This is a genomic window from Novosphingobium sp. THN1, from assembly GCF_003454795.1.
GTDB lineage: Bacteria > Pseudomonadota > Alphaproteobacteria > Sphingomonadales > Sphingomonadaceae > Novosphingobium.
Genome location: NZ_CP028348.1, coordinates 1,068,303 through 1,093,343, shown reverse-complemented (window position 1 = coordinate 1,093,343; position 25,041 = coordinate 1,068,303). Strand labels below are relative to the sequence as shown.

Genomic DNA, 25,041 nt, shown 5'->3' with positions numbered 1-25,041 from the left:
TAAGGCGGAAGCTGCTTCACTAGCCCAGCCGCAGGCGACTTGAAACTAGCGAGGGGGATAACGTATCCGTCCTGCGAGCTGACTCAGCTCAGCAACGTGCGGTTTGCCTCCAGAACGCGTTCCTGATGCGTCAGCAACATCTCATAGGCACGGCCCAAAGCAGTATGGATGATCGCCGGTCGCAGATCGACCTGGATTGCACCTCGTCTTGCCGACGCTGCTTCGCAGTACAATCCTTTCAGTGCTTCTGTAGCGAGGAACACCGCCTGGTCGTGATAGGTAGCCTCACTTTTGAGCATGGACACCGCGATGGTCGCTCGAGTGTGGTCTATCCCCAATTCCTCGAATAGCTGATCGCGAAGGTCCTCGCTCAGAAACGCGCCCTGCCGCAGCACCTTGTGCAGCTTGGTCCGCTGCAATCCAAGCTTATCTGCCATGTGCGCCAGGGGAATGGACTGGCGGGCGAGTTCGCCGTTTATCAGACGTTTGTATCGGCATTGCTCTGTATCGGCATCGCTTGCACCGGCGCCATGGTTCGCATTCCTGAGGGTGAAGGTCGGATTGAAGACCGTCTCTGGCGTCATTGCCCCATGCATCATCGAAGTTCCCCTTTGACCGCATGGCATCACATAAGGGCTTTTTCCGTCAACATCATAATCGACGTATTTCTCTGATTCGAAATAGAATTATGTGGTTCGAGACCGCGAATCGCAATCCTGCTGCAGTGCTCCCATTGCGGGAACAGCATTTTCCGGAATTCAACACCGTGCTGCCCGAATTAGGGAAACAGCTTCCCTGATTGGCGGAATGAAACGTCCCGAAGTGAGATATCGCGAACCTCGCGAATTTCCACTTCCCGCAATTGTCCTTCCCGCGCGCACCCAATTCATTGCTTCAAGCCCACAGCGGCCGCTCCCTGAAGTCACCCGCAGACAACGCGGCGACCTTTCACGAATGGAGCCAGAACCGATGACAAGCAGTTGGAAGGGAAAGGGCACAGTCCTTCTTCAGGGCGCGGCGATTGCAGCCATTGCCGCCAGCCTCGGAAGCGAGATGGCAATGGCTGGCACAGATCAGACGTTCAGCACCGCGCTGACAAAATTCACCGGCTTCCTCCAAGGCTCGGGCGGCAAGATCATCACTGTTCTAAGTCTTGCCGGCGGGGTCGTCGGCCTCGCCGCCGGGCGCTTCAGCCTTGCGCAGATCGCCATACCGGTTGGCGTGGGCGTGGGCGTGGGCACCGGCGTGCCGATCGTGACCGCCGCGATCACCGCGACGATCTGAACTTTGATCGGCTGTAGCTTACCAATCCCTCGGGACGTGTCAGCTACATCAGGAGGGTGGCGACGTGACCATGCACAGATACATCGTGCCTCAGCACCTCGACGATCCGGAACTGATCGGATTTTGGACTCTCGACGAGTTCCTTGGCCTGATCGTTCCCTTCGCCTGGGGGATCCTGTCTCAACATATTCTGATCGGGCTCTTGATGAGCGTGCTGGCCTGGTGGGGATTGCGCAAGTTGAAGGCGGGTAGGGCGGTGTCCTGGATTGTTCACACGGCCTACTGGCATCTGCCGGGCGCCTTTATCGGCCTCAAGGCCACGCCACCCTCACATCTTCGCATCATGGCAGGATGAGGCCGCGAACCATGGATCTCGCGATAACCCACCAGCAGCAGCAGCGCCTGCTGAAACAGCGCAACCTGCTTGCCGCGAGCTCGCTCGCCCTGTTCGCAGCAACGTTTCTGCTAGCCCTTACGACAGCGGGACAAAACCGCGAGGTCATCCTCCAGCCCGTCCTGTCGCGTCCGCTGACAATCACTTCGGGCGAAGTCAGTCGCGATTATCTCGAACTGGTGACGCGTGACGCGGCCTTGCTGATGCTCAATCGCTCGCCGTCCAATCTCCCGTACTGGATGGACGCGGTGCTGGCGCTGACCGACCCCAAGGCACACGGGCGCATGAAGGCGGAACTTCTGAAGGTCGTGACCGACCAGAGCGGCTCGAGCGTCTCGCAGTATTTCACGATGGAGAAGCTCACGGTCGATCCCGCGAGCCTCACCAGCGAGGTCAACGGAACCTTACACACTGTGGCCGGCTCGAAGGAAGTGAGCGCGGAGGCGCGGACTTTCCGGTTCGTCTGGAGCTACAGCGGGGTGTCGCTGCGCCTGGTTGCCTTCGGTCAGGTACAACCCGACCAGAAGCAAGGCGAGGACGCATGATGCGCGCGCCTCCCACGCACCCCATTACCGCTCACTACGCTGCGTCCACCCGCACGCCGCAGCGCCCGCCGTCCAGAGCCAGCTTCCTCGCACCTTTGTTTGCGGTTCTGTCGATCTGCATGTGCATGGCAGGAAGCCCGGCTTTGGCCGACCAGTCCGTGCTGGCGGCAGACAATGGCACGGTTGGATGTATCGCTTCAGCCAGGGACCTCACGCGGATCAGTCTTGCCGGCGACCAGTTCGCCTCGGTGTCCAAGATCTCGACCGGGAACGCCGACGACGATTTCAAGATCGTCAACGAACCCACGCGTGGCGACATCTACCTCTCCGTTCCCGACGGCTATGGGAAGTCGAAGCTTTCGTTCTTCGGAACCACTCGCAAAGGTTACGTCTACAAGTTCGTCTGCGAGGTGAGGGGTGAGGAGGCCGAACAGCTCTTCGTTGCCAATCGCGCAATCCAGGCGCAAGACGAACGACAAGCCTTGCGGCCCACATCTCCCGAGGAGACAGCGACACGGCTTGTCCAGGCGATGTACCGCAGCGAGGCGATCGCAGGCTTCGAGCAGGTCGCGGCAGTGCTGGCGCCCGTGCGGATCGGCAAACTCGAAGTGCAGCAGATCGGGCAATACCAGGGCGAGGACTTGCGTGGTCTTATCCTGCGGGTCCGCAACACGGCGCGCGAGCCGATCACGCTCGACGAGCAGGTCCTGTCAGCCCGCGGCGCTGTCGCCTTTATGGCACCGGTCAGCGAGCTCGCACCGAACGCCGTTTCAGCCGTCTACCTCATCCAGAAAGCGGGAGCACGATAATGAAGCTCGCCGAGATCTTTCGAAAGAAGCAGCGCGTGCTCGATGGCGGCGCAACTGTCGACACACCGCAAGGCGATGTCTCCCCACTGGGCGATGCCAATGCCATCAATGAGGCGGAGCGGCGCAAGCAAAGCATACGCTTTGCCGGCGTCGGCTTCTTGGCGCTGGTGGCAGGATCGCTCTACATCTTTTCGGGTGATGATGCCGCAGAAGGCGTCTCGCCAGATGCATTGGCCTCCGGTGTCTCGGTCGACGAGATGGTCAACACCAACATGGCCGAGAAGGAATGGCGGGCGCAATCCGAGGCGCAGATTGCCGGGATCGAAACAGAACTGCGCACGCTTGGTGCGCGCGCCGAGCGCGCAGGCCAGCTGGAACAACAACTGTCCGGTTCGGCAGGGGAAAGTGGCGGTGCCGTTTCAGCGGACTCGCAGCGGATCCTTTCCGCCTACCAGGCAGAGAACGATCAGCTACGCGCGGCGCTCGATGCGGCTCGCCAGTCGCCGGTAACTGCGCCGGCAGCTCCTGGAAACCTGTACGGGCCTGACGCTTCCTCGTTTACCCAGAGTGGGACGACGCCAGCGGGCGAAGCGGCGGCCGCAGCCGCCGGGTTCGGCTCGCTGCGCAAGAGCGAGGTCAGCCTGATTTCATTCGGAGAAGGCGCCGCAGGAACGGGATCTCCGGTGCCCAAGGGCAACACCGTCTACACCGACAGTGCCAACTATCTGCCGCCCAATTCGATCGCGGTCGCGCGCGTCATCGTCGGCGTCGATGCCAATGCAGGAGTGCGCAGCGAGACCGATCCACTCCCGGTTGTCCTGCGTATCACTGGCCCTGCACGCTCGGTCTATGACAGGGGGCGCCTCCTCAAGACGGAGATCAGCGGCTGCCTGGTCAATGGCGCGGCGCGCGGCGACCTCTCCTCGGAAAAGGTCTATGTCAAACTTCAACGCATGACCTGCCCGCAAAAGGGCGGTCGCTATGCAGTTTCGGACGTCAAGGGTTTCATCGCGTTCGGCGGCAAGACCGGCGTGCGCGGCCGCGTGGTGAGCCGCGAAGGTGCGCTCGTCGGCCAGGCGTTCCTGGCAGGCCTCGCCGGAGGCTTTGGCCGAGGCTTTGCTGCCAACAGCACCTCTTTGCTCACCGGCAGTACGGTCAATGTCAATGGCGAGCGGCAGAAGCTCGGCCCCGGAGACATCCTGCAGGGCGGGATCGGCGAGGGCGTCGCGACTTCTGGCGACATGGTCTCGAGGTACCTGATCGAACGGGCCGAGCAGTACCAGCCCGTGATCGAGATGCCGACCGGCATCGATGTCGAAATCGTGTTTCTCGAAGGCGTGTTCATCCAGGGCTGAGGAGGCCGCACCCAATGTTCGCAGACGCCACGACCAGAATTGCACGCACCAAGATCGCAGCGCGGACGGCCAGAATCCTGCTGCCCCTCGCCGCCATCCTTGTCGGCAGTGGCACTTCGCTGGTCTGGGCCGAGGCCGGCTCGCCGGGCCCAGGGCAGACGGCCGACCTTGAGATGCGGGTCAGGCATGCCCTCGGAAAACGCCTGCCGCGTACGCCCGCCACCAAGGTCAACTGCACTCTGGTCGATGGCCTGTGCGAAGTCACCGCAGGGTCGCAGCTGTTCTATGTCGATCGCTCTGGCCGATATCTGCTGGTCGGCCGGGTCTACGACATGGAAACGCGCCGGGATCTGACGGCAGCACGGTTACTGGAAGTGAACCCGGATCTCCTGCTCGGAGCTGCCGCCACCAAGGGCAGTGGGCATGAAACCGACCTGGCATCCGATGACCCCAACCCCGAACGCGGCGCCTCCACCCCGGCCGCGAGCGGGGCGCCCCGGACGATGTCCCTTGCCGGACTGCCCGCCGCTGGCGGCATTGTCTGGGGCAACCCTTCAGGCCCTACTGTCACTGTATTCAGCGATTTTCGCTGCGGATACTGCCGTGCCCTGTCGCAGACGCTCGAAGCCATGAGCGTACGGGTCATCGAGCGGCCCATCTCCATTCTTGGCAGCCGAGCACTCGCGAACCAGGTGTTCTGTGCTCGCGATCGGGCACGGGCGATCAAGGCCGCTTATGCCGGAATGGCTATCGAGCAGGCCAAGCCCTGCGATACCTCGGCGCTTGATGCCAACGAGCGGTTCGCAAGGGAGCAGGGCATTGCTGGAACCCCCGTTCTGGTTCGCAGCGATGGTGCGGTGATCGAGGGATTCCGCCAACGGGCGTTTCTCGAGAACTGGATCAAGGGGGGCGCTCATGAGCCCCGATCGCACAGGCTTTGCGCGTTCCAGTCCATTGCCAGCGCCCGCTCGGTCATGGTCTTGCTATCCAGCGCGGCCCTGTCATCCTGCGGCGTGCTGCTTGGCGATAACGTCAAGGGGAGCTTCGTTTGCAGTGCGCCCGGTGGGACTTGTGCGCCATCCACGCTGATCGACGATCAAGCGCTGGCCTTGATCGGAAGTGCCCGATCTGCCGCTTCTGAGTCCCAAGGTCTGGTCGGCCTGAGCCAAGTTAAGGCGAGGGCAGAGGCGTTTCGGTCGGCGCGACGCCGTTCGGCGTCAGGTCGTTCTGCAGGTCCAGCCCGCGTAAGCAACAACCTGCTCCACAGCGATGCCCGGACCTTGCGCCTCGTCTTCCCTGCCTATGTCGATGATGCAGGCAACCTGCATGAAGCCCGCGTAGTTCACACCGTTGTCGATCGGGGTGGCTGGATCGAACTGACGGACGGTTCTCTGGCGCCCCTAGCCGGAATGGACCCGAGCCAGGGTGAGGCTTTACCTGCCACTCCAACACCTGACCCGTCAGAAACATCCATATCGGACCAATCGCTTGCGGCGCCGACGGTGGGCAACAGCGGAGGACCAGCGAGCCCGCAGTCCCCGCCGCCCATCAGCCCTCTCACGCTCGATGATATCCGGGCCCAAGTTGCGGAACGCCTTTCGGCAACCGCGAAGCAGATTCAACCCAAAGCGCAGGCACAAGCAGCGGCATCGCCTCAAGGGGCTACACCGAAGCCTGCGGCGGAACATACGTCAGAAACTGCCTCGCCTCGCCCTGCAACGTCCGGGATGCCCTCAGCCGCAAATCCGCCTGCAACTTTCTCAGCGCCCGGAGAAGATTGATCGCCATGTCGACCAGCGCATGGAATCGTTTTCTCGATCTCGTCTTCGGCGAAGGGGCGCGGGCTGATGTTGCGCCGCAATCAACCGGTGTGCCGATGCTCTCGGACTGGCTGCCCTATCGCAGTTACGACCCCGAGACCCGGCTGTTCATCAATACGGCCAGCATGGGCTTCATTCTCGAGCTTGCGCCGATGGTCGGGGCGGACGAGCGCACCGGCGAGATTCTCACCCAATTCCTTTCAGACGGTTTGCCGGCAGGCTGCGAAGTGCAGATCATCCATTGGCAGAGCCCTGCGGCCGGCGTGCGCATTGCCGACTGGGTCATGCCAAGGGTGCTTGCCAAAGGCGTCTACGGGCGCGCGGCACAGCATCGCGCCCATTATCTGCGAAACGCGGCCTGGACCTCGCTGTCGCGTGATGCCCCGTTTTGCCTGCGCCAGCATCGCGTGCTCGTCAGCATCGGCGCATCGCTGGGGTCTTCGCTGACTGCAACGGACCTTGCGAGCGTTCGCGAGAGCCTCGGCGGGACCTTGCAGGCACTGAGCATTCCCTACCGCGACATTGCCCCTGCCGAGTTGATCGCGTTTCTGAACGATCTCCTCGTTCCGGGCATAGACAATGCCGAGAGCGAAGACCTCTATTCTCCACTCGACCCCATCCACCAGCAATGTCTGCGAGGCGACCTCATCACCGAAATCTCTCCCGACCGTATCGTGCTCAAGGTCAGCCGCGAAGGACGGGCAAGTGAGCCAACGTCGAGGCAAGCGCCGCAATCGACCAGCGAACCCGAAGCCTTCGACTGGCGCTTCTTCTCGGTCCGGCAAATGCCGCGGCAATGGGCGCCATGGGACGTCCAGAAGCTGATCGGCGACGTGCTCAACGACAAGTTGCGCTTCGGCTGCAACGTGCTCACGGTCCTGGGGTTCGTCCTGTCCGATGAGGAGGCAACGGCTTCGCGGGCCGGTTTCAAGGTGCTGCGCACTACCAGCCTTGCCGACTCCCGTTCCGCGCGTTTCCTGCCGCAACTGGCGCAGCAGCGCGACGAGTGGCAGCAGGTCCAGGCGGAACTGCGCGAGGGGCGCAAGCTAGTCCAAGCCTATTATGCCGTTGGCGCACTCTCGCCGCTCGGCAGGGGCGACGCCAACGAACGTCTGCTCAAATCAGTCTACAAGGCAGCTGGCTGGGACCTGGTTGAAGAGCGCTACCTGCAGACGATGGCTCTGCTGGCGGCCATGCCGCTCGCGCTCCCCAATGGCCTGTCGGGCGATCTCAAGCGCATGAAGCGGCTGCGCACGATGCTGAGCAATACTGCAGCAGCGATCGCGCCTCTTCAGGGCGAGTATGTCGGCGGTGCGATCCCGCACCTGCTGCTGGTGGGACGGCGCGGCCAACCCTTCTTCTGGTCTCCGTTCCAGAATGCAGCCGGCAATCACAATGTCGCGGTGTTCGGCAAATCGGGCTCGGGCAAGTCGGTCTTCCTCCAGGACGTCTGCGCTGCACTTGCCGGGGCTGGTGCCAAGGTCATCGTGATCGACGATGGGCGCTCGTTCGAGCACATGGCCAAGGCCTTCGGCGGCGCATTCGTCGAGTTTCGGCTGTCGTCGGGCTTTTCGCTCAATCCCTTCGACATGATCGATGCGCGGGCGCTCGAGAGCGATGCCGATGGCGAGGACTACGAAGTCGAGTGCCTTGCCATGCTGAAGTCGATCGTCGGGCAGATGGCGCGCCAGCAGGACCGCCTGTCCGATACCGAGCGCGGTTTGATCGATTCTGCGGTCAGCCGGGTGTGGAGCGAGCACAAGCGCGCAGGCACTATCGATGCGATCGCCGCTGCCCTGCGCGCGAGCCCCTCGCCATTTGCCAGTGATCTCGCAGATGCGATGTCGCCGTTCCTGTCGGGCGGTACTTACGGACGGTTCTTTGCCGGATCCTGTTCGATTGACCTGACGGCAGATCTCACCGTTTTCGAGTTGTCGGACCTGTCATCCAAACCCGAGCTGCGCTCGGTCGCGCTGACCGCGCTGATGTTCCTGACGTTGCGCGTCATGCGCGATCTCGACCGCTCGATCCCCAAGCTGACGATGATCGACGAAGCCTGGCAATTGCTCGGCGGCGGACAGATGGGCCAGGCGATCGAGACCTATGCGCGCACCTGCCGCAAATACGGTGGGGCGCTGGTCACAGCGACACAGTCCCTGAACGATTTCTACAAGTCGGAAGGCTCGCTGGCCGCGCTCGAGAACAGCGACTGGTCGGTGGTGCTCCAGCAAAAGGAAGAGACGGTCAACGATCTTGCCCGGCACCAGCGCTTCGAGATGGACCGGCACACCGAGGCGCTGATCCGCTCGCTGAAACGCAATGGCACGGAATACTCTGACGTCCTGATCAAGGGACCCGAGACTCTGGCGGTCGGACGTCTGGTGCTCGATCCCTATTCAGCGACGCTCTACTCTTCGAGCCCCAAGGTCTTCTCGGCGATCGAGACGCTGGTCGGCCAGGGTGTGCCGCTCGCAGATGCGATCGAACAGGTTGCCTTCCCGGATCGCGCGGAACCCGCAATGGCGGCAGAGTCCGGGGCATGATCCGCTATCCTGCCTTTGCGCGTTTCCTGCCATCTTGCGTCCAAGTCCAGGACACCTGCCACATGGGCCTTTGCCTCGCCGGGTGGCTGCTCATCAACATCTGCTGCACCGAGGCGATCTGGCTTGCGCTGTTCATCGTGCTCGGTGAATTCACCCTTACCGGCACGCTACTTCACCTCGACAATTTCGCGAGCCGCTATCTTGCGGCCGAAGCCGCACATCAGACGCACTTGCGCGACCGGTTCTGGATCGCGAGCGCCATCCTTTTCCTGGGGCTCGCGGTGCTGCGCGCCGGATCGTTGCCGCGTTGGCATTCAGAGCGCGCGCAAACACCATCCAAGGAGAGGTTTCATGGTTGACCGCCGCGTGGCCGGGGAGGTCGGCCCCGGACCTCTGTTCGAAACGGACGCTCCAGCAGTGCCTTCTACGGCAATCGCCGTCAACGCGCGACGCCGCTCGGTCGACTGGAAGTTGGTGGGACTGATCGGGTCTATAGTCGTAGCCGGACTGTGGGGCGCCTGGGTCACGCGTGAACTGCTCAGCACCCCGACAGCGCCAACGCTAGTGCGTGTGCAATTGTCCTCGATCATCGGCGAATATGTCGCAGCCCAGGCGAGATCGCAGACACCCCCCGATGTTGTGACTGCCGAGACGAAGGCCTTCATGGGTGCCGTGCAGCGCAATCTTGAAGCGCGAGGCGCGCGTGGCCAAGTCGTGCTGGTGGGCGAGGCCGTTCTGGCCGGCAACGTTCCCGATGTGACGATGGCAGTACGCCGGGAAGTCTACGCCAAGGTGCCGTCGCCGGTCTCCAGGACCGCCACCAACAGCCCCGTCATCGACGCAATGCGCCAGGTCATGGCCCCAATTCCGCAAGCGCAGCCCGTGGCAGCGCTGCCGATAGCGAGGTTGACGATGACAGAGCCCGCTGAACGCTTGCGCGCAAGCCGGCGCTGGCTCGCCATTGGCGCCCTGGGCCTGACGCTCATGACAGGATCGGCGCTTGCGGACTGGCGCGACGATCATGCGATCCTGATCAACACCACCCGTTCGATGCCGGAGTGGGCCTTCTTCATCGACAAGGGAAGGATGCCACAGCGCGGTGACCTGATCGTCTTTGCGCCGCCCGACATCCCCTTGATCCGCACTCATTTCGGGCGACTGTCGGCTCCGTTCGCCAAGCGCGCGCTGGGCATGCCAGGTGACGTTGTCACCCGGCAGGGCGAGACCGTCCTCGTCAACGGTAGGCCAGTTGCCCGGCTCAAGGCGCGGACGACGCGTGGCGAAACACTGACCCCGGGGCCGACCGGCATTGTGCCTCCAGGCTGCTTCTATGCGGGCACTGCGCACAAGGATGGCTTTGACAGCCGCTACGCCGAGATCGGCTTTGTCTGTCAGCGCCAGATCATCGGCTCGGGGGACGCAGCCTTATGACGCGCCGGACGAGCACGCCGTGGGTCCAACGCATGAGGGGCATTCCCGGTGCGGCCCGTCTTGTCGCGGGCATTGCGGGCATCGTGGTCGTGGGCTTTGTCGCGGGATCTGTGCCCGCTGCCGCAATTGATCATGGCAGGATGGGCGAAATCTTTCCGATCATCGAAACCGACATGCTGACCGTCATTGCCACGCGATTACACACGCTCGAGGCCACAGGCAGCATCGCGCAACTACAGGCCCAAATGCGGGACACAGCGATCGCGAGCGTGCGCCGGCCAGCGCTCGTGGCAGGCTTGAGTCCCGCGCAGGAGCGCCGCGAGTGGCTGTTCGATCCCTCCTTCGTGCTCCAGCAGGACGTGATCGGCGCCAATGGCGAACGCATTGCCGCAAGGGGCACGCGGGTCAATCCGCTGGATCTTGTTCCGCTGCCAACGGATCTGGTCTTCGTCGATGGCCGCCGAACGGCGGAGCTCGACTGGGCCACGCGTCACTGGATGCCGAACGAAGCCAAGGTCATTTTCGTTGCCGGTTCGCCCTTCGATGCGATGAAACCCTTCCAGCGCCGTTTCTGGTTCGATCAGCGCGGTGCCCTGGTTGCCCGCTTCGGCATCCGCCACACGCCTGCGGTCGTCACTGCAGCTGGCGGGAAGCTTCAGGTTTCCGAGATACCAATTCCCGACACGACAATCCGGCGGGGCCCGGCGTCATGAACCGAAGTCTGCGCACCATCCTGCTCGCGGTGTCGCTCCTCCTGGGGACCATGACCCCGGCCAAGGCGGCGCGCGCGCCGTGCCATGGCAGCTTCGTCAATCCGATCACCGATGTATGCTGGTCCTGCCTCTTTCCACTCTCCGTCGGCGGTCTGGCGATCTGGAAAGGCTCGCGGCCCGACCCGAAGAACCCGTCGTTGCCGCTTTGCGCCTGTGGCAGCCCGATCCCGCGCATCGGGATTTCGATCGGCTTCTGGGAGCCGGCAAGGCTGGTCGATGTCACCAACAAACCGTGGTGCTTCCCGAACCTGGGCGGCATCCGCCTAGACCCCGGTTTCGACATCGGGGGCGGCCATGTCCAGGGTGGAAGCCAGGTGGGCGGAAAGACGCAGAACAGTTCGCAGTGGCAGGCGCACTACTACGTCTACCCGCTGCTCTACTGGATGGAGATCCTGACCGACTTCCTCTGTTTCGAGCAGACGACCTTCGACATCGCCTATGTCACGGAACTCGATCCGCTCTGGCAGGATTCCGCGCTGACCTCGATCCTCAATCCCGAGGTCGCTTTATTTGCCAAACCTGCTGCTACGGCGGCTTGCGCTGCCGACTGCGTCGCATCGACCGCGAAGCTGCCGATCGACCAGCTGTTCTGGTGCGCCGGCTGCAACGGCAGCATGTATCCCTTGAACGGTCATGTCGCTGCACATGTCACCCCGGTCCAGGCCTCGCGCCTCGTTGCCACGCGGATGCTCTACAAGATGCACCGCAGCGGTCTTGCTTGGGGTACGATGGGGTCCAGGGCCTTGTGTTCGAAGTACCTGATGCCGGTCATGCGCAAGCAGCAGTACCGCCTGCAGATGACCAATCCCACGGCAACGGTGAAAGGTCGCTACGCCTGCGCACCGCTTGGTGCCACCACGATCAACCCGCAGACCGGCAAGAGCTATCCGGTCAAAGGCGAGGATTTCGGCTACCTCGTCTGGCGCAAGCGCAACTGTTGCGCGTTATGAAGTCGCAGCGCGTCCCTCTCGAACGCAGACCTCTGCGGTTGACGGTTCGCCTTGCGCCGCGTCTTTTCGGACTTGCGATGCTTGCTGCCGTATCGGGAGCCACAGCGCAGAGCATTGACGGGCTTGATCTCGGAGCCATTCGCGCAAGGAACAGCGCCAGCACTGACGAGCTTGAGGCGCTTGTCGCGTCGGCGCTGAAACGGGCCGAGGCGCAGAGTGGTGCGGCAGAGCAGGTCCGCGCGGACACCCACCAGACCTCCGCGCACGAGCAGCAGGCGCTCAGCGCCCGCGCTCCAGCGGGGGTGGTTGATTTCGACGCGATCCTGGATGGCGCTGCCGCAAACGCAAAAGTGCCGATGGGCGAGGGACCCTTGCTGATCGTCTTTGCCAGCCTGTCGATGCCGCAAGCCTCGCTCCAGCATCTGGTGCGCGATACCACGCGGGCAGGGGGCGTCGTCGTCTTCAGGGGCTTTCCGGACAATAGCGTCAAGGCTTTTGCCCGAGGCCTGATGCGTGTGGTCACAAGCAGGCAGGAAGAGGCGCACATCGCGATCGATCCGCGGCTGTTCCGCGCCTTCCGCATCGATGCCGCGCCCACCTTCGTCGTGGCAGAAGGCGGCTACGAGCTCTGTGACGGTCTCGATTGTACCAACGCGGTGCCGGCCCATGCACGCATGACCGGCAATGTCAGCCTCGCTTATGCGCTCGAGCACTTTGCCGCCGCCAATGAATCTGGTGCGGCAATCGCGCGGACTGCGCTGAACCAGTTAGAGAAAGGGCGCGGGCAATGAAAGGCCCGGCTCTGTTCGCCGGTCTGGCCGCGCTAGGCTATGTCGCTGTCGCGGCGAACGCCTCTGCGCAGATTACCATCCCGCCACCTGACGATGTGATCGAAGCTCTGCCGGCACTGCCAACCGCGCCAGCCCCGGGACGTGCGGAAGGGCCGACTTCCGCTGCCCAGGCAAAGGCGGAGGCGCGACAATTGGGCAGCGCGTTGCGGCAGAGTTACCAGGGCCTGACTGCGGCTCCGGGCGCAGCAGCACAGATCCCGGGCTACGCCCCGAACTATCCGCAAGCGGCCCGCTACTACGACCATGCCGATGCCTTGGCCACGGACGGTGCGGTCGCGGCCAGCCAGAGCGAAGCCTGGCGCACGGCCAATGCCACGTCGCGCCCGCGTATCGCGGTCAAGCGCGAGGACCTGGCACGCGCCGCCGCCATCGCCAAGGACCCGACCCGCTTTGTCGAGGGCGTGGAGACCGGCGGGAGCGCCGGGGCCTGTACACCTCTGCCGGCGGGATCGAGCGCGCCAGGCAGTGTCGAGATGACCTGCAACATTGGGGAAAGCATCGTCGAGCATGAGCAGAGCTGCAAGACCACGCTCGAGGTCAGGCCTTGGGAGGCCCTCGACTATCAGTATGTCTGCGTCTCCTCGCCCACTTATGACGGCTGCGGAGCACTGGTGGGTGCGGGACAGTGTCGCAACACTGGCACCACGCCAGTCCCCGAGTACGGCCTTGCTGTCACCTCCTATACTTGCGACGCGGCCGTTTCCGATCCGGACGCTTTCCTTGTGGGCACAACGACCGCGCCGACACCTGTCGGCGCCTTTGAAGCGAGTGGTCACGTCTATCGCTGCAATCGCGCAGGGCTTGCACAGGCTCTGAGCGTCGATCCAGCGACCGGGGCACCACTCGGATACCTCACGGGCTTGCAGCAATGTACGCGAGATCTCGGCACATCCTCGTGCACGCGCACAAATGCCCAATCCGCTGGTCTCGTCGAGCGCGACCTCTGCCTATCCTGGGACTTTGCAGGCGATCCCATCAACGGTGGCAAGCTGCGCTGTCTTGAGACGGCGCCCAAGGAGGAGGTCTACGCTTGCAACGCCCTGGTGCCTGGCCTCCAGCCCGAGCGCAGCGACACGCGGTGGTTCACCGCGCAATGGACCACCAGTCCCTGCACTGCTGATCCGGAAAACTGCACGTCTACCAACGAGATCTGCAGCGTGCCCGACGAAACCCGGGTCATCGGCGGCATTCCGGTGCGGCAGGCCTGCTGGGAAAAGACACGCACCTCGGTGTGCAGCCAAGCCACTGGTGGCAACAACGACTGCGGCGCGATCGAAGCCACACCCGGGTGCCGACAGACCGGCGAAATCTGTCTCGACGATCCGCCCGATCCGGATGAGTCCTGCAAGGTCACCGAGCGCAGCTATTCCTGCCCGGTTCCGGGCTCAGTCACCGAACCTCAGCAATACCTCTGCTCGGGCGACATCTATTGCCTTAATGGCGAATGCGAGACGGTCGAGCGCGAAGCGTCAGATGAGTTCAAGGACGCACTGGTCGGGCTCCATGCCCTGGGGCAGGCCAATGCCGAATTCAGCGAGAACGACCTGTCGCTGTTCAAAGGCAGCCGCGAGACGTGCGCCAAAAAGATCTTCGGCATTTCCAACTGCTGCACGGGCAAGGGCGCCCCGATCCTGACGCCGTGGCTGTGCAGCGCCGCCGAACAGCAACTCGACAAGAAGGACGATGCCGGCCTGTGCCACAAGGTCGGGACCTATTGTTCCTCCAAGGTCCTGGGCCTCTGCGTAACCAAGCGCGATGCCTATTGCTGCTTTGCCTCGAAGCTGACCCGCATCCTGCAGGAGCAGGGCCGGGTGCAACTCCGCAAGCCCTGGGGGCGGCCGAAGAGTGAAAGCTGCGAAGGCTTCACTGTCTACGAGTTCCAACAGTTCGATCTGTCGGTCATGAACTTTTCCGAGATCTACGCCGACTTCACCGAGGCCGCGCGCCTGCCCGAGGAGGTCGCGATGCTGGTCGAAGTCCAGAACCGCATTGGCCAGTTCTACGGCCAGGCCCAGCCATAAACCCGCACGCGAGCGACACGAAAGGAGCACGCCATGCCGACGTCGACAACAACCCTCGGGCCTCTCGGTGCGGCCGGCCTGGCGATGGCTCTCGGACTCTCAGCGCAAGGCCATGCAGCGCCCAGCGAGAGCAGTGAAATAGAGATCCGCCGCGACCCGGATGCGCTCTATTGCACCGAACGGCAGCTCGGCACCTGGTTCTACTGCGAGCCCCCGGAGCGCAAGCCTGCACCTGCACCAATCAGGATCTCGCCCAAGGCAACGCTTGCCGCCATCGGTGCCGAACTCGAGGAGCTCAAGGCGAGGGCGATCCTCGATCCCAGTCCCGAGAACGTCACCTCCTACATCCGCTTCCAGCGCGCGCAGCTCGATCGCTCCTCGACTTTTGCCGATGTCTGGCAGCGTGCGCTATGGCAAGACCCAGTGCTTGACTACACATTGCAGCGGCCGGTCTCGACGCTCGGCAAGCGTACCTGGATCGACAAGCGCAAGGCCGATCGCGATCATGTCATGGCCGAACTCGGTCGCCGCTACGGCGTTTTCTACTTCTTTGCTTCGAGTTGCGGGGCCTGCGACATCTTCGCTCCGATCCTCAAGGCCGTGAGCGATCGCTATGCCTTGCCTGTGCTGGCAGTCTCGCTGGACGGTGGCCCCTCGGCCACATTCCATGACTACATCGTCGACAGTGGACAGTACGAGCGGCTCGGCCTCGGCAGCGACCGGCAAGTGCCGGCCCTGGTCCTGTTCGACAGCGTGACCCGGCGACCCATGCCGATCGGCTACGGCATCTTAAGCCAGGACGAGATTCTCGACCGCGTGTTCCAGCTGACCACGGTCAAGAGCGGGAGCGACTTCTGATGAATGACCGGTTCTCTCGCCTTCCAGGCCGGGGCAGGGGCTTATTTGGAGCCGTTGCAGGCGGTGCCCTCCTTCTCGGAACGCCAATGCCCGCAAGCGCTGGGGTCGAGGGCGAGATGTCGAGCTTCATGAGCGAGATGGGCGCAGCCGCCAATGTCACTGGCCCCAGTGCCTATCGCGGACAGTCCGCAGGCTACTACTCGATGGGCTCGGTGTGGTCGCGCTTTCCGCAGAAGAACATTCAGCCGTTCAATCTCCAGTTGCCCCATGCCCGCGCCGGCTGTGGCGGCATCGACCTGTTCTCGGGCTCCTTCTCTTTCATCAACACCGCCGAGCTCGTCGCCATGATGAAAGCGACTGCCAACAATGCCTTGGGCTTCGCCTTCAAGCTCGCGATCGACACCATCTCACCCGAAATCGGCAAGGTGATGGATGAGCTCGCGCAAAAGGTTCAGCAGATGAACCAGATGAACATTGCCAGTTGCGAGACCGCACAGGCGCTCGTTGGCGGCCTGTGGCCAACCAGCGACACCGCCTCCTCGGTGGTCTGCGAAGCGATCGCCAATAGCCAGGGCGCGGTTGCCGACTGGGCACGTGCGCGCCAGCAATGCAACAACGGCGGACAGCGGGAGAGCTTCAAGGCCGCAAACTCCGATCCCGCCATGGGCGAGCTTGCCGGCATGCCCAACAACTACACCTGGAAGGCGCTCTCCCACAAATACGGCGGGTTCGACACGCAGTTTCGCGAATTCCTGATGACGCTGGTCGGCACCGTCATCTACGATCCGGCCGGAAACGACGGCAAGCCGCGGGTCCAGTTCATTGGTCCTGCCGATGCTGCGCTGATCAGCGCCATGCTCGATGGCACCGCATCGAGCCCGCATAAGGTCCTCACCTGCGGCAGTGACAGCGCCGCGTGCATGCGCCCGACAGAAACGCAGATGGTCATCGGCCCCAATGCGGCGATCAAGGCGCGCGTCCGCACCCTCATCGAGAGCATGGCGCGCAAGGTGCGCGATCCCGGCGCTGCGCTCACTCCGGCCGAGATTCAGCTGCTCGGCATGGCAAGCGTTCCCGTCTACAAGATCATCACGGTGAGTGCCGCCGCCGAGTTTGGCATCTCGGCTCAGGAATTGAATGACCTTTCCGAAATCGTGGCGGTCGACCTCGTCACCACCATGACCATGCGCTTCATCGACATGGCCGTGAACGCCCGCTCGGACTTCAACGGGGCCGATGCGGACAGTTTGCGCGAATGGCGTGAGGGCCTTTACGAAACCCGGCGCAACTTCCTCGGGATTGCAGCGCTCACATCGCAGCGCTTCGACCAGACCTTCGTCCTGATCCAGCGCACGCAGATGCTCGAGAAGACCTTGCGCAGCCAGCTCACGCCGCAAATGGCGGCGGCATTGCGCTTCTCGCGGTCGCTCGGAACCCAGGTCCAGTAGGACCAGGAAGGGTCACGCCAAGGGGAGGGCGGCACATGCTCGAAGTCTTCACGGTCGGCAGCGGCGAATTTCTCGTCAACACCTTCAACGCCATAGCGGCCTGGACCGGGTCCGGCGGCTTCCGCTCGCTGCTCAGGGTCTGCATGGTCATGGGGCTGACCTATGCCCTCTTGATCACCGCGATGGACCTCGATTGGCGGGTGTGGCTGCGCTGGTTCATTCAGTCAACGTTGATCTACCTCGTGCTGATGGTACCAACCGTGACGGTCAAGGTCACCGATCGCATCAATCCCGGCCTTGGTCCTGCCACCGTTGCCAACGTGCCGATCGGTCTTGGCATGATGGCCTCGTTCACCAGCCAGATCAGCGACTACTTCACCCGCACGGCCGAAACGGTTTTCGTGATGCCTTCGGCGCTCAACTACTCGACCGGCGGCTTTGTCTATGGCGCCCGGCTGTGGGACAGGACACGTGCGTTCGAGATCCGGGATCCGGTCTTCCGCGCCAATCTCGATGGCTTTCTCAAGCAGTGCGCCTACTACGACATCCTCCTGGGCACTCGCAGTCTCAAAGTCCTCAGTGAGTCCAACGACATCTGGGCCGAGCTCGGCGTGAATGCCGCGACCAATCGCGGCATGAAGTTCCTGACCGATACCGGGGGCGCAACCGACATCGAGGGCAAGACCTGCGCACAGGCTTGGCAGACGCTCAATGCGCAGTGGAACGCACAGGTCGACGCGGCGGCCATCCCGTTTGCGCGCACGCTGTATCCCAAGCTCGCATCGGCCGCAGCGAGCAGCAAGCTCGCAGCAGACTTGCCGGTAATCTCGCAGCTGCTGACCGGCACCTCGGCTTCACGAAATCAGATCCTTCGCCAGAAGAGCATGGTCGATGCGTTCGAAGCTGCGCAGCTGGATTTTGGGAACGTCGATTCCGATGCCTTCGCGCTGCAGCGCGCAGATATTCAAGCCCGCAATGCAATGACCACAGCTGCAGAGCAGGGCCTCATCTGGATCCCGGTCCTCAATGTCGTGATGACGGTCGTGTTCTACGCCCTGTTCCCGGTGGTCTTCCCCCTGCTGCTGTTTCCGCGCACGGGCATCGCGACACTCAAGGGCTACTTCGCCGGCTTTTTCTATCTGGCTGCCTGGGGACCGATTTATGTCCTGATCCACAGCTTCGTCATGGACCGGCTCGCGGCCCAGTCGCGCGCGCTTGCCGGCGGTGGGGTCACGCTTGGCAACTGGTCCGGCATTGCCGGGGTGAACCAGGAAATCGCGACGATGGCCGGGTTCCTGATGATGTCTGTCCCGGTCCTGGCCTTGATGGTCATGCGCGGAACCTTGTCGGTCGCGCATAGCATGGGCTCGATGCTGGCGCCTGCCCAGGGAGCAGCGGACGCTGCAGCCGCCGAACGAACCACCGGCAACTATGCCTTTGGCGACGTAAGCCATGGCAACTTCAACGCCAACAACCGCCAGATGGCGCAGTGGAACCAGGCCCCCAATCTGGCTGTGGGTGCAAGCCACATGGGCCTCAGAAGCGACGATGGCGCGATGGTTCATGCCTATGGCAGCGGCGCGCGGGTGATCGACACAAGTGGAGCAATCTCGCAGTTGCCGTTCAAGGCCTCGATGACGCGGGGCTATGCCAGCAATTTGCGCAATCAGGGCCAGTGGTACCTCAATGAGGCCGACCGGATCGAGAACGGCACCTCGGCGACCTGGAGCAGCGCGCACGGAACCTTCGGCAGTGCGGTTGCTGCCAGCAGCCAGGTGACCGGCAGCCGCAGCGAACGCGGATCGCGCGCGTCCGACACCCACAATGTCGGCGGCAATGTCACGGTCGAGGTCTCGGCCGGCAAGTCGACCCGCGAGGTGACCAACGACGATCTGATCCTGCGGCAGGGCAATAGCCGTTCGAGCGGGAATTTCGATCAAAGGGCGTTTGGCGGCTCACTCACAGGTTCGGCTAACGGGACCGTGGGGACTCCAGGCAAGAATCTGGCAGGCAGCGGCGTTTCCGCAGGACTCGGCGCCTCAATCTACGGCAGAAGGGAATGGGGGAACGATGCCAGAACGAATGCGGAGCGGTCAGCAACGAACCAGGTTACCCGCGGCACCGACAAGTCCGAGGATGTCAGCAGTCGCGTCGTCGTCAGCGGCAACAGCGGCGACGTCCAGTCTTCGGGCACGTTCAGCCAGAACTCCGACTACACCGATGCCAGCCAGAGTCGGACCAGGAGCGAGGGCTCCGACTGGCGGGTCTCCGAAGCCGAGGAACGCCGCGCCGCCGCCGCGCGCTATCGCGAGATTGGCAGCCGTATGATGAACGAAGCAAGCTATGCAGAAAGCCACGGGTTCCAGGTCTCGAGCGACATGTCAAACCTGATCCAGGATCGATACGAGGCGCTGCAGCGCGAGCACCCCGAGTGGCACCTTCCAGACGTTGCCAATCCCTGGCTCGATTACCCCGACATAGCACGGCGCGATCAGGCGATCAGCTACATCATGGATGACCTGCTGAGTGACCTCAGGAACCGTCGGATCGAAGAGCTGGGCGATGTCACTTCGATCGCCGGGCAGGGCAAGCTCGGCAGCCATGCCGATCTCGGCATGCCGCAAGCCGCATCGCTTCCGCCAGCCGATCGCACGCCGCCCTTCATGGCTTCACCACTCGAAGGAGGAACGCTGCTTGCCGCGCCCGAAGGCCCGGTTGATGGTGCCAGGCTTGCCAGGGAACTCGGTATGGGCGTCAAGGCCGGCGCGCGGCTCGGCCGAATGAACAGCGACCTCGTCCCTGCGATGGGCGTGGTGGCGGACGAAGCAAGGGCGCTCGGTTTGCCGCGCCCGGTGGTAACCTCGGGGAATGACAGCACCCAGCACGCCTCCAGCTCGGCGCACTACGCCGACCGAGCGCTCGACTTCCGCGGAAACAACATTTCAGACCAACAGGGGGAGCAGTGGGCGGATCGCGTGCGCGAGCGCCTGGGCCCGAATTATGCGGTCGACTTCGAGAGGTTCCCCGACAACCCGGCGCGGGATCACCTGCACGTGGCCAGACGACGCGGATAGGGTCAGCCCAAGATACCGGACTGCACCGCGAACATGATCAGGAAGATTGCGATACCTCCAAGCACCGTAGGCAAAACGTATGGGTTGCCGATCTGGTCTGAGGCACCTGCTTGCGGAATCCCCGGCAACGGTAGACCCGTGACCGGCTCGGTGTCCGCTTGGCGGCAGACTAGCGGCAAGCCATCGAAGCCATAGCGATTGTGGTCCATGGCGGCGCTCCTTGCACTCCCAAGATCATATCGGATTCTCGCAGGTTTTTAATGATTTACCAGAAGAAGGGAAAGCTCCGCGCCCTTTCTGAACCTTCACGCTGCTCAGCGTGAAGCGTCAATTATTTCGCATAAGGCCGTGATGGACAATGATGCAGAGATTATGACGGATATTCTCCGATAAAATGCGGTTAATGGACAACGGCGAGGCGAGTGGATCCTGGTACAAACCTTGACAGGGTAAGAAATTTTCCTTACCTTTGCCTCCAGAATGGAGAGCATCATGGCGATCTCACTCGAGGAAATCAGTACCATTACCGCCAAAGGACAGACCACGATACCCAAGGCTGTGCGTCAGGCGCTGGGTGTCGATTATGGCGGCCGCATTGCCTTTCGGGTGAGCGATGCGGGGGTCACAGTGTGCCGTGCCGATATCGACGAGGATCCGGCAATTGACAGTTTCCTGAGCTTTCTGGCAGCCGATCTGAAACACCATCCCGAAGCGGTGAAGGCCCTTGGCCCGGAATTGGCTGCACGCATCACTTCGCTGACTGCCCCTGTTCCGGTCGATCTCGACCAGGCAATTGATGGCGACGTTGACCTTTGAGCAAGCGCCCAATCCTTGAAGGAATGACCTTAAATGGATGGGCACTCTACACCCATCCGCTTTTCCTCGACCAACTGGAGAAGTTGACGCTTGCTGTCGAACGCGCTCGTGCGAAGGATCCCGGCGGATATGCATCGACTGCCAACGCGAAGCTCCTCGCGGCGCTTCGCAAGCTGATGTTTGAGGTAATCCCCGTCGATCCAGCCCGCCCCGAATTCCGACAGGGCGGGACGCTGGGCCCGTCCCGCAAGCACTGGTTCCGGGCGAAGTTCGGAAATGGGCGATTCAGCCTGTTTTTCCGCTATTCGACATCCGCTAAGATCATCATCTTCGCATGGGTCAACGATAGTGACACGCTTCGCACCTATCGCGCGAAGAACGACGCCTATGCCGTCTTCAGGGCTATGCTCGACAAGGGCAACCCGCCCGAGGATTGGGATGCCCTGCTGAAGGCAAGTGAGACACTTACCGAAAGCTGACCCGGGCTACTCAGATCCAACTGCATCTCGACATATTCGACCTCGATCCGGTCGACATCGACAATACGTCCACACACCCGGACCCGCCCGCTGACCTCCACCGCACATTCGTCGACAAACCCAAGCCGCCAGCACAGCCCGTCTTCGTCCGGCAATATCGGCCCACGCGCTCCCGGTTCGATGGTGCCGTCGTGGAACCTGGAGACACGGGGACGGGATGGCGTCATAGGCCATGAATGGCGCAATCTGGTCGGGAGGCAGCCGCCCGGAGGCCGAACGATATGCTCGTCCTTAGCCTGCCGAGCCGCTTTTTCCCAGTAGTGTCTGGGTGAAGGATTGGCGCTGCCCGGCGGGAGGCAACCCGGACCGCGCCGTCTCCCCCTTGCGGGCAGGACGCGAAAGCGCGCGCGGTGCCCGCAGATCATGGCTCGGCGGGGACAATCCATCAGCAGTGCAAGGGCAACCGGCATTGTCATCCAACACCTCGACAGAGCTCGTCTGAACGCCGAGGTGCGAAAGGCTGCCCATGCAATGGGACAACGTCACAGATCGAGCCCCAGCGACTTTTCGGGGACTGGCAGCTGCTGCACTTGCGGTTCGCTTGCGGGACCAAGCAAAGCATCCAGCTTTGCCTTGAGATCTGCGCTCATCCTGAGCTCGGGCAACTGCCGGGGATCGACCGGATTGTGGTGGCGGGGTTCGACCTCGACTTTGCCGGCCACCTCGAGCGCGGAGGTCTTGTTCCCAGGCGTCCGGTCGAGCTGCTGCTTGAGGCTTTCGAGGTTGTTGGTGACGACCATCATGTCCTCGGTTGCACGGGTATTGAGCACGTTCTGCGTGCGCTGGGTCGCCAGATTACGCTGCGACGAGGAAATGACCTCTATCGCCTCAGGCTTGGTCATGCCCTGCGCCATATGGGCATTGAGCGCGTAGCCAAGGTCGAGCCGGCGCAGCATCGGATCGCCCGGTGCGAGCACCAGTTGCCGCTTGTCGGCAAGCTCGACCCGCACGCCTTCAGGCCGGCACTCGAGGACGGTCGCATAGGTCGACTTGGCGATGTCGCGGGCCCCATCCTTGTCGCGCCAGAACACGGTCTCGCCGTCATGAATCTTGAGCTCTCTCTGCTCGTAGAGCCCGATCCGGTCGAAGCGATGATCGGGGTCTAGCCGGTCAGGGTCGATGACCTTGCGCCGTCCCCCGGCCTCGAGCACGACCTTGCCGTCCTTGCGGATCTCGCGCACCTCGTACTCCCCGCGCTTCAGCCCCAGTTCGCGCACGTCCATCCGCGCGTCGAACACCTGGCCCACCCGATAAGTTGAGGCAAAGCGCAGTTCCTCGCGCGTGGTGTTGGCGCTCTGCAGAGTAGTGAGCGTGACACCCGGCCCGCTAAGGGCGCCCTCCTTGAGCAGCCCCACCTGGACCCGCGCATTGATCTCGGCGCGGTCATCGCGCCCGGCGGTGAGGATCGCGGTCGCCTCGCGCTTATCGGGGCTGAGCGACAGCCATATGTCGGCTGCACGAGCCACATGGTCGGGCCCTGCTTCGATCACCCGGCCGTGAGCGGCAAGAAGGTCGAGCGCCAGGCTGGCATGGCCTTCGTTCGAGAGCCCGGCGACCGCCAGCAGCAGCGGCGAGTTCTTCTGGCGGATGTTCTCGTCCATCCGCACGGTTGCTTGCCCCGCGGCCTGGCTGACGGCGAACATCTTGCCCTGTTCGATGGCCGACAATTGCTGGCGGTCGCCCATGAAGGGTGCCTTGGCGAGATCGAGCTGCTCGGCGAGCGCGGTCAGTCGCAGCATGTCGCGCGAGGAGACCATCGAGCTTTCGTCGGTGATGATGACCGTGTTGGCGAGCGCCGCCTTGGCGGCTTCGAAGCGCTCACCCGATCCCGCGGCCGCAGCCCTGCCGTAGGTGCTGAGGAACTTCGCGATCGTGTAGGCCTCGATCCCCGCCTCGCGCATCTGCTCGGCCGACATGCCTTGGCTGCCCCCGCCGCGCAGGTCGGCAACCATCTTGTTCTGGAAGGCGAGCCCTATGAGCTTGACGCCATCATCACTCAGGACCTTGTCGAGCGCTCCGAGCAGCGTCGATTTGCCCGCACCTGCGACGCCCTGGACATTGAGAAAGCGATCGGTGCCGGAGAGGATCGCGACGCCTGCAGCTAATTGGCCTTCGTTGAGCTGCCAGTTATCGACCCCGGCGCGGGCCTGCCCAAGCTGGCGCGCCGCCTCCTGCAGCCGCGCCATGGCCTGCTCGGGCGGCATGAACGCGCGGCCCTTTCCGGCCCCGGCATCGATGCGGTCCAGAATCTGTTGCTCCATCGCTAGCGCCGCCGGCGTCGTCACCAGATCGAAGTGGCCATCGAGCCGGTCGGTCTTGCCCGGGATCAGGTGGCCATCGCGGATGAGCTCGCCGATCCGCTCCACGACGGCACCGCCTTCGAGACCCTTGATCTGGAAACCCAAAGCAGCACTGAGGATCGCCTGCGGCGAGAACGCCGCCTCGCGCTCGGACAAGTGGCGGATTGCGGATGCGGTGGCGTGCTGTGCCTTGATCGTGTCGGCGGGGAGGAACAACGCAGCCGGGCCGCTCACCGCCAGCGGGCTCGGCGTGCGCAGCGCGGCGCCGATCCGGGTTGAGATTTCACCAAGCGCGGCGGTCGCGGTTTCACGGAAGGTCGGGCGCGCCTGCACCTCGGCGCGGGCCCTTGCCTCGGCGATGAGCGCCTGGCCATCGAACCCCAATTCCGCCGAGCGATCCTGCCATGCCTGGACGAGTGCTGCGCGGTCCTCAACAGCGAGCTTGGGATCGCGGGTATTGACCGTCACCCGGTCCTGTCCCTGCGGCGATGCAATGCCGAGTTCCTCGACCTTGGTCAGGATGTCTTCGCGGCGCTGGCTGAACTCCTTAATGACCGAGCTTGGCACGCCCTTGATCTCGAAAGACCCATGCTTGCCCGCCGCCTCGGTTTCGTAGCCGAGGTTCTGCAACTGCGCGCGGAAGGCGGCATGGTAGAACTGGCCGATCGTCGTGTTGTTTTTCCAGATCTCGCCGTTCCACTGCGCCTTCCAGGTGCCCTTCGGATCGCGCGTCAGGTTGGCGACGACGGCATGGATGTGGCCCTGCGGATCGAGCGCGCGGCTCGTATCGTGGGCGAACAGGGCATAGACGAGATTGCCGGTTTTTTGCGGCTCGCCGCTGCGCGAGCGGTCGTAGTTGCGGTTTTCGGCAAACTGCTTTTCGACGAGCTGCGACATGGTCGATTTGACGGCGGCGAGGTGCGCATCGAGGATCCGCTTGTCGCCGCTCACCAGCGCCAGGATCGAGGCGGACTTGGGCATCGAGAAGGTGAGGTCGAGACCCAGACGCCGCCCTTCGACCTGACCCACCATCTCGCCGTCGGGCAGCCGCCCGTTGAGGATCGCTTCGAACTGGTCGCGCTCGACCTGACCCTCAAGTCCGAGTGCGCGCGCACCCTCGCCGCCCCAGACCCCGGCTTCCGCGTGTTCATCGGCCGTGTAGTAGTTGTCGTTCGCGAAATAGTCGGCTGCGCCGCTCGACGACCTGACGGATGCGATGGAGTGCATGGG

The 25,041-nt window shown here is 63.2% G+C and carries 22 protein-coding genes and 1 pseudogene; 19 read left to right on the top strand and 4 right to left on the bottom strand.

What is annotated here, in order from left to right; all coding sequences use genetic code 11:
• Positions 1-83: 83 nt before the first annotated feature.
• Positions 84-599: a hypothetical protein gene (locus C7W88_RS22055; RefSeq protein WP_118075726.1), complete on the bottom strand. Its 516-nt coding sequence runs from the start codon at positions 597-599 to the stop codon at positions 84-86.
• Between the two features lie 370 nt (positions 600-969).
• Here C7W88_RS22055 and C7W88_RS22050 point away from each other — a divergent pair, with 370 nt between their 5' ends.
• The 17 genes and pseudogenes from C7W88_RS22050 to C7W88_RS21970 all read left to right on the top strand — a co-directional run bounded on the left by C7W88_RS22050 (position 970) and on the right by C7W88_RS21970 (position 20,156).
• On the top strand, positions 970-1,284 hold the full coding sequence (locus tag C7W88_RS22050; RefSeq protein WP_118076055.1) for a hypothetical protein: 315 nt from the start codon (positions 970-972) through the stop codon (positions 1,282-1,284).
• 70 nt (positions 1,285-1,354) lie between these two features.
• Positions 1,355-1,639, top strand: coding sequence for a type IV conjugative transfer system protein TraL (gene traL, locus C7W88_RS22045; RefSeq protein ID WP_118075724.1), 285 nt, complete (start codon positions 1,355-1,357; stop codon positions 1,637-1,639).
• An 11-nt stretch (positions 1,640-1,650) separates the two neighbouring features.
• Positions 1,651-2,223 carry a type IV conjugative transfer system protein TraE gene (locus C7W88_RS22040; RefSeq protein ID WP_118075722.1) on the top strand — a complete coding sequence of 191 codons (573 nt, stop codon included), beginning with the start codon at positions 1,651-1,653 and terminating at the stop codon, positions 2,221-2,223.
• A complete protein-coding gene (locus C7W88_RS22035) occupies positions 2,220-3,032 on the top strand; it encodes a type-F conjugative transfer system secretin TraK (protein ID WP_240345049.1) in 813 nt (270 codons plus the stop codon). The genes C7W88_RS22040 and C7W88_RS22035 overlap by 4 nt, the downstream gene beginning before the upstream one ends.
• Complete coding sequence (locus C7W88_RS22030; RefSeq protein ID WP_118075720.1) at positions 3,032-4,387, top strand: TrbI/VirB10 family protein; 1,356 nt, start codon at positions 3,032-3,034, stop codon at positions 4,385-4,387. Before C7W88_RS22035 ends, C7W88_RS22030 begins: the two co-directional genes overlap by 1 nt.
• A gap of 14 nt (positions 4,388-4,401) precedes the next feature.
• Positions 4,402-5,295, top strand: a pseudogene (locus tag C7W88_RS24250) (DsbC family protein); the annotation flags it as partial.
• Positions 5,296-5,361: 66 nt separating this feature from the next.
• The gene (locus tag C7W88_RS24245) at positions 5,362-6,168 is read left to right on the top strand and encodes a TraV family lipoprotein (protein ID WP_240345149.1); all 807 of its coding nucleotides are present in this window, start codon (positions 5,362-5,364) and stop codon (positions 6,166-6,168) included.
• 5 nt (positions 6,169-6,173) lie between these two features.
• Positions 6,174-8,750 (top strand): type IV secretion system protein TraC, encoded by a 2,577-nt coding sequence (gene traC, locus C7W88_RS22020; protein WP_205525332.1) that lies wholly within the window; start codon positions 6,174-6,176, stop codon positions 8,748-8,750.
• Between the two features lie 62 nt (positions 8,751-8,812).
• Positions 8,813-9,109: a hypothetical protein gene (locus C7W88_RS22015; protein ID WP_162896298.1), complete on the top strand. Its 297-nt coding sequence runs from the start codon at positions 8,813-8,815 to the stop codon at positions 9,107-9,109.
• Complete coding sequence (locus tag C7W88_RS24240; RefSeq protein WP_240345048.1) at positions 9,102-10,181, top strand: TrbI F-type domain-containing protein; 1,080 nt, start codon at positions 9,102-9,104, stop codon at positions 10,179-10,181. The genes C7W88_RS22015 and C7W88_RS24240 overlap by 8 nt, the downstream gene beginning before the upstream one ends.
• A 32-nt stretch (positions 10,182-10,213) precedes the next feature.
• A complete protein-coding gene (gene traW, locus C7W88_RS22000; protein ID WP_118075714.1) occupies positions 10,214-10,894 on the top strand; it encodes a type-F conjugative transfer system protein TraW in 681 nt (226 codons plus the stop codon).
• A complete protein-coding gene (gene traU / locus C7W88_RS21995) occupies positions 10,891-11,904 on the top strand; it encodes a conjugal transfer pilus assembly protein TraU (RefSeq protein WP_118075712.1) in 1,014 nt (337 codons plus the stop codon). Before traW ends, traU begins: the two co-directional genes overlap by 4 nt.
• A 38-nt stretch (positions 11,905-11,942) precedes the next feature.
• Entirely contained in the window at positions 11,943-12,695 is a 753-nt protein-coding gene (trbC, locus tag C7W88_RS21990) for a type-F conjugative transfer system pilin assembly protein TrbC (RefSeq protein ID WP_240345047.1), read from the top strand.
• Entirely contained in the window at positions 12,692-14,776 is a 2,085-nt protein-coding gene (locus C7W88_RS21985; RefSeq protein WP_118075708.1) for a conjugal transfer protein TraN, read from the top strand. The genes trbC and C7W88_RS21985 overlap by 4 nt, the downstream gene beginning before the upstream one ends.
• A gap of 33 nt (positions 14,777-14,809) precedes the next feature.
• On the top strand, positions 14,810-15,634 hold the full coding sequence (traF, locus tag C7W88_RS21980; RefSeq protein WP_370073271.1) for a conjugal transfer protein TraF: 825 nt from the start codon (positions 14,810-14,812) through the stop codon (positions 15,632-15,634).
• Between the two features lie 86 nt (positions 15,635-15,720).
• Positions 15,721-17,082 carry a conjugal transfer protein TraH gene (locus C7W88_RS21975; protein ID WP_240345046.1) on the top strand — a complete coding sequence of 454 codons (1,362 nt, stop codon included), beginning with the start codon at positions 15,721-15,723 and terminating at the stop codon, positions 17,080-17,082.
• A gap of 35 nt (positions 17,083-17,117) precedes the next feature.
• Positions 17,118-20,156 carry a conjugal transfer protein TraG N-terminal domain-containing protein gene (locus C7W88_RS21970; RefSeq protein WP_118075704.1) on the top strand — a complete coding sequence of 1,013 codons (3,039 nt, stop codon included), beginning with the start codon at positions 17,118-17,120 and terminating at the stop codon, positions 20,154-20,156.
• 2 nt (positions 20,157-20,158) lie between these two features.
• On the opposite strand, the gene C7W88_RS21965 is transcribed toward C7W88_RS21970, so the two are convergent.
• Positions 20,159-20,365: a hypothetical protein gene (locus tag C7W88_RS21965; protein WP_118075702.1), complete on the bottom strand. Its 207-nt coding sequence runs from the start codon at positions 20,363-20,365 to the stop codon at positions 20,159-20,161.
• Between the two features lie 283 nt (positions 20,366-20,648).
• On the opposite strand from C7W88_RS21965, the gene C7W88_RS21960 reads away from it, so the two are divergent.
• Both C7W88_RS21960 and C7W88_RS21955 read left to right on the top strand, forming a co-directional pair.
• Positions 20,649-20,972 (top strand): type II toxin-antitoxin system PrlF family antitoxin, encoded by a 324-nt coding sequence (locus C7W88_RS21960; protein ID WP_118076045.1) that lies wholly within the window; start codon positions 20,649-20,651, stop codon positions 20,970-20,972.
• A gap of 23 nt (positions 20,973-20,995) precedes the next feature.
• Complete coding sequence (locus C7W88_RS21955; protein WP_118076043.1) at positions 20,996-21,451, top strand: type II toxin-antitoxin system YhaV family toxin; 456 nt, start codon at positions 20,996-20,998, stop codon at positions 21,449-21,451.
• On the opposite strand, the gene C7W88_RS24235 is transcribed toward C7W88_RS21955, so the two are convergent.
• Positions 21,358-21,678: a DUF5818 domain-containing protein gene (locus C7W88_RS24235; RefSeq protein WP_240345045.1), complete on the bottom strand. Its 321-nt coding sequence runs from the start codon at positions 21,676-21,678 to the stop codon at positions 21,358-21,360. The genes C7W88_RS21955 and C7W88_RS24235 overlap by 94 nt on opposite strands.
• Positions 21,679-21,993: 315 nt before the next feature.
• On the bottom strand, positions 21,994-25,038 hold the full coding sequence (gene mobF / locus C7W88_RS21945) for a MobF family relaxase (protein WP_118075700.1): 3,045 nt from the start codon (positions 25,036-25,038) through the stop codon (positions 21,994-21,996).
• Between the last annotated feature and the right edge of the window lie 3 nt (positions 25,039-25,041).

Excerpts from the sequence above, each read along its gene's own strand:
- C7W88_RS22055 (WP_118075726.1), bottom strand. The coding sequence starts at position 599 with ATGATGCATGGGGCAATGACGCCAGAGACGGTCTTCAATCCGACCTTC.
- C7W88_RS22050 (WP_118076055.1), top strand. The coding sequence starts at position 970 with ATGACAAGCAGTTGGAAGGGAAAGGGCACAGTCCTTCTTCAGGGCGCG.
- traL (WP_118075724.1), top strand. The coding sequence starts at position 1,355 with ATGCACAGATACATCGTGCCTCAGCACCTCGACGATCCGGAACTGATC.
- C7W88_RS22040 (WP_118075722.1), top strand. The coding sequence starts at position 1,651 with ATGGATCTCGCGATAACCCACCAGCAGCAGCAGCGCCTGCTGAAACAG.
- C7W88_RS22035 (WP_240345049.1), top strand. The coding sequence starts at position 2,220 with ATGATGCGCGCGCCTCCCACGCACCCCATTACCGCTCACTACGCTGCG.
- C7W88_RS22030 (WP_118075720.1), top strand. The coding sequence starts at position 3,032 with ATGAAGCTCGCCGAGATCTTTCGAAAGAAGCAGCGCGTGCTCGATGGC.
- C7W88_RS24245 (WP_240345149.1), top strand. The coding sequence starts at position 5,362 with ATGGTCTTGCTATCCAGCGCGGCCCTGTCATCCTGCGGCGTGCTGCTT.
- traC (WP_205525332.1), top strand. The coding sequence starts at position 6,174 with ATGTCGACCAGCGCATGGAATCGTTTTCTCGATCTCGTCTTCGGCGAA.
- C7W88_RS22015 (WP_162896298.1), top strand. The coding sequence starts at position 8,813 with ATGGGCCTTTGCCTCGCCGGGTGGCTGCTCATCAACATCTGCTGCACC.
- C7W88_RS24240 (WP_240345048.1), top strand. The coding sequence starts at position 9,102 with ATGGTTGACCGCCGCGTGGCCGGGGAGGTCGGCCCCGGACCTCTGTTC.
- traW (WP_118075714.1), top strand. The coding sequence starts at position 10,214 with ATGAGGGGCATTCCCGGTGCGGCCCGTCTTGTCGCGGGCATTGCGGGC.
- traU (WP_118075712.1), top strand. The coding sequence starts at position 10,891 with ATGAACCGAAGTCTGCGCACCATCCTGCTCGCGGTGTCGCTCCTCCTG.
- C7W88_RS21985 (WP_118075708.1), top strand. The coding sequence starts at position 12,692 with ATGAAAGGCCCGGCTCTGTTCGCCGGTCTGGCCGCGCTAGGCTATGTC.
- traF (WP_370073271.1), top strand. The coding sequence starts at position 14,810 with ATGCCGACGTCGACAACAACCCTCGGGCCTCTCGGTGCGGCCGGCCTG.
- C7W88_RS21975 (WP_240345046.1), top strand. The coding sequence starts at position 15,721 with ATGCCCGCAAGCGCTGGGGTCGAGGGCGAGATGTCGAGCTTCATGAGC.
- C7W88_RS21970 (WP_118075704.1), top strand. The coding sequence starts at position 17,118 with ATGCTCGAAGTCTTCACGGTCGGCAGCGGCGAATTTCTCGTCAACACC.
- C7W88_RS21965 (WP_118075702.1), bottom strand. The coding sequence starts at position 20,365 with ATGGACCACAATCGCTATGGCTTCGATGGCTTGCCGCTAGTCTGCCGC.
- C7W88_RS21960 (WP_118076045.1), top strand. The coding sequence starts at position 20,649 with ATGGCGATCTCACTCGAGGAAATCAGTACCATTACCGCCAAAGGACAG.
- C7W88_RS21955 (WP_118076043.1), top strand. The coding sequence starts at position 20,996 with ATGACCTTAAATGGATGGGCACTCTACACCCATCCGCTTTTCCTCGAC.
- C7W88_RS24235 (WP_240345045.1), bottom strand. The coding sequence starts at position 21,678 with ATGACGCCATCCCGTCCCCGTGTCTCCAGGTTCCACGACGGCACCATC.
- mobF (WP_118075700.1), bottom strand. The coding sequence starts at position 25,038 with ATGCACTCCATCGCATCCGTCAGGTCGTCGAGCGGCGCAGCCGACTAT.